Genomic DNA, 6,000 nt, shown 5'->3' on the forward strand with positions numbered 1-6,000 from the left:
CGTACCGATGCGCGTCGCGTACCGATCAGGACATCATTTTGACCCACCCGCATTGAAAAGGAGTATTGTACGGATGGCTTCAACCTCCCCAGCCCAACGTCCGGCCCGGATGCAGTCCCTGCTCAAACGGACGAATCCCAAAGCCCATAACCACTACCGATTTCAAGATTTTTTTAGCCTCGAACCGCAAACGGGTGCGATCGCCGACTGGAACTCCTCCCGCAACATCCTGGCGAGCGAAGACTTCATCATCGGTTTGGTGGAGGGGTTGGAAGAAGAAGTCGGCCCGGCTTCCTCCGTGATCATGTACACCATCGGACAGCAGTGGGGACTCGAAGATGCGGCCTTCTTCCGAGAGTGGTTCGAGCAGGAATTCGGGCGCAGCATCCGCAAATCCAACTTGATGTTCCTGTTGGAAACTTGGTGGTGGCCCTTCACCGCCCAGGGGTGGGGACGCTGGGAAGTGGACATGAGCGATCGCAAGCACGGCTGCATCTTTATCAACCTATTCGACTCGGCCGTCGCCCGCAGCCTCGGCGACGTCGGCAAACCCGTCTGCCACATCTACGCCGGCCTGTTCTCCGGATTTTTCAGCACCCTCGTCAACAAATCCCTCAGTTGCATCGAACTGCAGTGCTATTCGATGGGGGAAACCTACTGTAAATTCCTGCTCGGAAATCCCGACCGCATCGACGCGGCCGCCTTCTGGCTCAACGAAGGGGCGACGGCCCGAGACATCCAACGGAAATTGCAAGAAGGAGGGCGCACGTCATGAACGCTCAGGCGACACCGACCGGCGGGGAGAATGGCTCCGACTGGCTGTGTCTTTCCGTCCAGGACTTTTTCGGCACTTTAAATTGGCAGGGAACCCCCCAAAGCCAAAACACCAACGGCCACCGCCGGGATGCCGTCCAATCGTTGACCGCCACGGTGGAGGAGTTTTTCCAAGCCTTCGTTTGGGAAGGGACGCCCGAAGTCGGACAGCTTCCGAGCCACTCGGGGGCCTCACAGTCCAATTCTCCCCCCGAAGAAGATGACGTCACCATCGAAGACCTCGTGAATTTGTTCTGACATCGGAGGAAACCGTGACCCGCTCTCAGGGTCCGGGAACCCCCGCCCCCAATCAATCAACTGCAAGGGAAATGCCATGCAATCAGATGTCAACAGCCTCTTAGTGCAGGCAGAAAATCGTTATCTCAAACCGGAAGAACTGCAGGAATTCAAACGCCACGCCTCGACGATGGCGCAGCGGCTCAAGATCTACGAATTTTTGCGCGATCGCGAAGCCGCCATCTTTGAACCCATTCTCAAACAAGTGCAGGCCGGAGTCCCCGAAGAACGGCTCCCGATCCTCGAACAATCCCTGCAGCGATGGATTCTCATCCTGCGCCACTGCGCGATGGCGATGCTGCTCGACGACGCGGACGCCTTGGAAAACAATCTGCTCGGATGGCTCAAGGGTCTGGTCGCGACCCACCACAGCCAAGACATCGAAACCCAAATTCATCAACTGTTGCTGGCCCGCCTGCAAGAACTGCTCTCCCCCAAAGCCATCAAGTACCTGCAACCGAGTTTGGACCGGGCGAAAGAAATCTTGCTGACCGACTGACAGGAGTGGCGAGGGACCCTTATCAAAAGAAAGAAGGTAAAACTGATGATAGAAATCGACGATATACTCAGACAACCCCAACTCCCCGGCAACTATTTCGCCTTTAACGCCTACGTCCGGGGAGATTTAGAACTCGGCCTGTTGGAAAATCGGCGCGGCGATCGCCTCCTCGCCCTGCCCGACACCCTGATCCGGGCCCTGTACAAAGGTTTGGAGCAAGAAACCGGTCAAGCCGCCCGCCTGGTCCTCTTCAACTGCGGCCGGTGGTGGGGCAAACATTTTTACGTTCGATTTTGCGAAGAAATTGGCGAATACTATCACAAACCCGTTGGCCAAATGGAAATGATAGAATTTCTCCAATGCCTGCAACAATGTTGGAAAACCCACGGGTGGGGAACCTTGGAAATGGATGCCGGCCAATCCCGGCAGGGGTTCCTGCTGATTCGCACCACCAACTCCCCTTTCATCGACCAAGCCCCCAAGGGGGAGCGGCCGGTCTGCCATCTCGAAGCGGGCTTGTTGAGTTCCTTTTTCAGCCAGTTGACCGGCCGCGACCTCCACTGCGTCCAAACCACCTGCGAATCCTTGGGTGCCGATTGCAATTGCTTCATTCTCGGCTTGAGCGATCGCCTCAAAGCCGCAGAATCGATGGTCGATGCGGGTCAAGACCACGATACGATTTTCCGGCAACTTTGCCAACCCAAGTCTGGTTAGTCCTCGCGGACTCAGTCAGATTGATTTCCGAGCGAACCTATGGATGCCACAGAACTGCTCAGTCGATATGCTTCAGGGGAAAGAAACTTCAAAGGAGTTAGCCTGCGCGGAATTATCCTCACCACCCAAACCTTTCCGGGAAATAACATCTCAACTTTGGGGGTCGGGGCGACCCAGCTCCACAACCGGGCGCAACTCATCGGTGCCGATTTCAGCGAAGCCGATCTCACCCAAGCCCATCTGAGTTGGGCAAATCTCAGCAAAGTGAATTTGAGCGGGGCGAACTTGAGCGGGTCGAACTTGAGCGGGGCCAGCCTCAACGGCGCCAACCTGCGAGGTGCGACTTTGAGCGGCGTGAATCTCGAAAGTGCTCATCTCAACTGGGCCGACCTCACCTGTGCCATCTTTATCAAAACCAATTTGAACAAAGCCGATCTGAGTTCGGCCAATTTGACGCGGAGCAACTTGCAAGACGCTCACTTGGTCCGGGCCTATCTGATCAAAGCCAACCTTTCCCAAGCCGATTTGAACCGGGCCGATCTGAGTTCGGCCAACCTCAAGGATGTCAACCTGAGTCGGGCGAATCTCTCTGAGAGCAAAATGACCCGCGCCAACCTGACCGGCGCCGACCTCACGGAAGCCGACCTCAGCGGCGCCAACCTGATGCGAACCAATTTGCGAGGGGCCAACCTGACGGACACCTATCTGAATGCCGCTTCCCTCGTCGAAGCCGACCTCCTCCAAGCCAATCTGACCCGCGCCAACCTCAGCCAAGCCAACCTCAGCAAAACCTATTTGCGGGATGTCTGTCTCAACGGCGCCCACCTGACCAAGGTGAACTTCAGTGGGGCGGATCTCGGGGGCGCGGACTTGAGCAAAAAGTTATTGACCGGCATCAACATGGCCGGGGCCTATCTGAGCGAGGCGACCCTCGTCGGTGCCCTGCTGATGGAGGCGAACCTCAGTTCCGCCAACCTCAGCGATGCCAACCTCAAAGATGCCTGCCTGATCAATGCCGATCTGCGGGGAGCCTATCTCGAACGGGTCGATTTGAGCGCGGCGAACCTGACGGGAGCCAATTTGACCCGCGCCGACCTCCGCGAAGCCAATTTGCGCGACGCGATTTTGGCCCAGGTCGAACTCAAGGGCGCCCAATTAGCGGGGGCGACCCTCCCCAACGGGAAAGTCTACAAACCCTCGAAAAAATGAAGGCGATGCCCAAATGTTTGGGGAGTCGGGAGTCGGTATTAGGGAGTCGGGGGGACTCCGGGGGGCGACCGGAGGCGACCGGAGGCAGGGGAGGAAAATCCTCTGTGTGTTCTGAGTCCGCTTTTCCCGCCCCCTTCGCCCCCTCCGGTTCCCCCGCCGTCAGAAACCGGCTCCGGTCTTATCTGGCGTCTTTCGTGCGAGACATATATTCCCCCACTTGGAGTTGAGTTTCTTTGAGTTGATTGATAATCGATCGCGTGATCAGTTTCCCCGTTTCGACGACCACATCGCCGGTGATAGGGTGCAGCAGCTCCTGCTCGGCCCGCCGTCCGATCAGACTTTCGATATCTTCGATCTCGTTGATGTACATCCCGGAGGGCAGTTCGACGATGATGCCTTCCCCGAGGACGTGGGCTTGGCAAGCCAGACGGGAGGTTTTCTGGGCGGTGGTGATCACTTCCAGGGTTCTCTGTTCCCGTCGATTCACCGGAGATAAACTCTCCATTCCATCTTTGATGTAGACGTGGCACGTGGCGCACATCCCGCGGCCGCCACATTCTTTCAAGACGTGAAGTTCTTTGCTCAGGAGGGCCGACAGGAGATTGGAATTGGTTTGCACCTCCATCTCTTCGGCGATGGGTTCGAGTCGGATCACTTTAGCCATAATTTCATTGAAATTTTTACTTGGGGCGATCGGTCAGTCAAACGGAGAGCGGATGAAATTCTCGGATTCATTCCGGATGGTCGAGGGCGACCCAAAAACAGGGGTATCAACAGGGGGAGGCGTCCGGTTCTTTCACCCAGACGATATAGGCTTTGGGAGTTTGGGTGATGACGGTATCTTCGCCGAGGTTGCCGAGTTTCGCCGTGATTTTCAAAGTTTTTTCGGCGCTCTGAACGGCTTTAAAAAAACTATAATATTCTCGACCCACCCGGATAGCGGGGACGGGCCGTTCCAGATCGGGGACGCGGATGTGGCAGGTATGATATTGACTCCTCGATTGTATGATTTTGGTAGGAGCCGGAGAATCGGACTTGAGATTGGGGTCGGACTGAATCGGAAATGACATGGCAATTGCAGTGAAACAGTTGAGTGCGATCGCGGTTCGAGGCGATTCAAATCAGGGTAAATCTATTTTAATCCGATTGGGAGAGGTATAAACTGGCGCAATGCGACGTTCTAAATACCGAATTTTGGGATGGGTCGGACAGGGACAGTACGGCAAGGTCTACTGCGGTTCGGATCGCAAGACGGGTCAACTCGTCGCCCTCAAGGAACTGAGCCACCAGCGATCGCCCACCAGCCAGTTTCTCCAGGAACTTTGGTACATCATCAGTTTGCAGCATCCCAACATCGCCGCCTGTCTGGGCCTCGAACACATCGAAACCGGGCGCTATCTGGTGATGGACTACTGCGAAGGGGGAACTCTCAGGTCTGGGATCGAAGGCGATCGCTCCCTGGGACTCCTCGAAAGCGTGCAGCTCGTCGCAGATGTCTTGAAAGGGTTGGACTACGCCCACCAACGGGGTGTGATCCACTGCGATATCAAACCCGAAAATATCTTGCTCAGAGCTCGGGGAGACCGGTGGCAGCCCAAACTCACGGACTTCGGCATCGCCCGCCGCCTGCCCTTGGACGGCGACGGCAATCGCCCGGTTTCCAACCAACCGACCGGCGGCTCCCCCGCCTACATGGCCCCGGAGCGGTTCTACGGACTCTATTCCCCCCAATCGGATATTTATGCCGTCGGCGTCGTCTTGTACGAGTTGCTCGTCGGCGACCGCCCCTTCCACGGCACCTTCAACGAATTGATGTGGGCCCACATGAACCACCGCATCGATCTGCCCGCCTTTTTGCCCGAGTCCCTCCGAAAACCGATCAAAAAATCCCTGGAAAAATTGCCGGCCCGCCGCTTCCCCACCGCCGGGGCGATGGCGGAGGCGTTGACCGAAGCGATCGCCGATCCGGAAGTTCGGGCGATCGGCGATCGTCGTCTCCAAAGGATACCCGACGATTCCCAAACCGAATCTCCCCCCGCTACGGACGATCCCATTTTCCCGAAACTCGTTTCCGACTCCCTCCCCTCACCCCTCCCTCAAAATCCGGCAACCGACACCGCAGACGATTCCCCAAACCTCCCGACGGAAGCCAAACCCCTGCTCGTTTCCGACCCCGGCCACCTCTACCGCGCGATCGGCCAAACAGTAGAAGTCCGATCCGCCGCCGCCGAACCCCCTTCCCAAATCTCCCTACCCGAACCCGTCCTGGCCTTGTATCCCCTGTCCGAGGGATGTTGTATTTTGACCCGCCACCATTTATATCGCTGGCATCCCAACTCCCCGAATACACGACCCCTGCTCGACTTCACCCCCCCCTTGAGCCCCCCCCTTGAGCCCCCCCCCGAATCCCGGCCCGAAACCGTCGCGATCGCCCCGAACCGCCACTATTTCGCCGTCGCCCTGCCCCG

At 57.3% G+C, this 6,000-nt stretch carries 8 protein-coding genes; 6 read left to right on the forward strand and 2 right to left on the reverse strand.

Annotation, left to right across the window (positions count from 1 at the left end):
• Positions 1–73 precede the first annotated feature (73 nt).
• The 5 genes from LKE08_RS05635 (at position 74) to LKE08_RS05655 (ending at position 3,532) form a co-directional block, all read left to right on the forward strand.
• Positions 74–775: a V4R domain-containing protein gene (locus tag LKE08_RS05635; protein ID WP_324703222.1), complete on the forward strand. Its 702-nt coding sequence runs from the start codon at positions 74–76 to the stop codon at positions 773–775.
• Positions 772–1,071, forward strand: a complete 300-nt coding sequence (locus LKE08_RS05640; RefSeq protein ID WP_324703223.1) for a hypothetical protein — start codon at positions 772–774, stop codon at positions 1,069–1,071. The genes LKE08_RS05635 and LKE08_RS05640 overlap by 4 nt, the downstream gene beginning before the upstream one ends.
• A 76-nt stretch (positions 1,072–1,147) precedes the next feature.
• Positions 1,148–1,609, forward strand: a complete 462-nt coding sequence (locus LKE08_RS05645) for a phycobilisome protein (RefSeq protein ID WP_324703224.1) — start codon at positions 1,148–1,150, stop codon at positions 1,607–1,609.
• A 45-nt stretch (positions 1,610–1,654) separates the two neighbouring features.
• Complete coding sequence (locus LKE08_RS05650; RefSeq protein WP_324703225.1) at positions 1,655–2,323, forward strand: V4R domain-containing protein; 669 nt, start codon at positions 1,655–1,657, stop codon at positions 2,321–2,323.
• Positions 2,324–2,362: 39 nt separating this feature from the next.
• On the forward strand, positions 2,363–3,532 hold the full coding sequence (locus LKE08_RS05655; RefSeq protein ID WP_324703226.1) for a pentapeptide repeat-containing protein: 1,170 nt from the start codon (positions 2,363–2,365) through the stop codon (positions 3,530–3,532).
• Positions 3,533–3,710: 178 nt separating this feature from the next.
• Here the strand turns inward: LKE08_RS05655 and LKE08_RS05660 are convergent, their stop codons facing one another.
• Both LKE08_RS05660 and LKE08_RS05665 read right to left on the reverse strand, forming a co-directional pair.
• On the reverse strand, positions 3,711–4,196 hold the full coding sequence (locus LKE08_RS05660) for a 2Fe-2S iron-sulfur cluster-binding protein (RefSeq protein ID WP_324703227.1): 486 nt from the start codon (positions 4,194–4,196) through the stop codon (positions 3,711–3,713).
• A gap of 106 nt (positions 4,197–4,302) precedes the next feature.
• Positions 4,303–4,602, reverse strand: a complete 300-nt coding sequence (locus LKE08_RS05665) for a hypothetical protein (protein WP_324703228.1) — start codon at positions 4,600–4,602, stop codon at positions 4,303–4,305.
• Between the two features lie 100 nt (positions 4,603–4,702).
• Between LKE08_RS05665 and LKE08_RS05670 the strand changes: the two genes are divergently transcribed.
• On the forward strand, positions 4,703–6,000 hold a 1,298-nt coding region (locus LKE08_RS05670; RefSeq protein ID WP_324703229.1), incomplete at its 3' end, for a serine/threonine-protein kinase.

The organism is Lyngbya sp. CCY1209, from assembly GCF_035615495.1.
GTDB lineage: Bacteria > Cyanobacteriota > Cyanobacteriia > Cyanobacteriales > Microcoleaceae > Limnospira.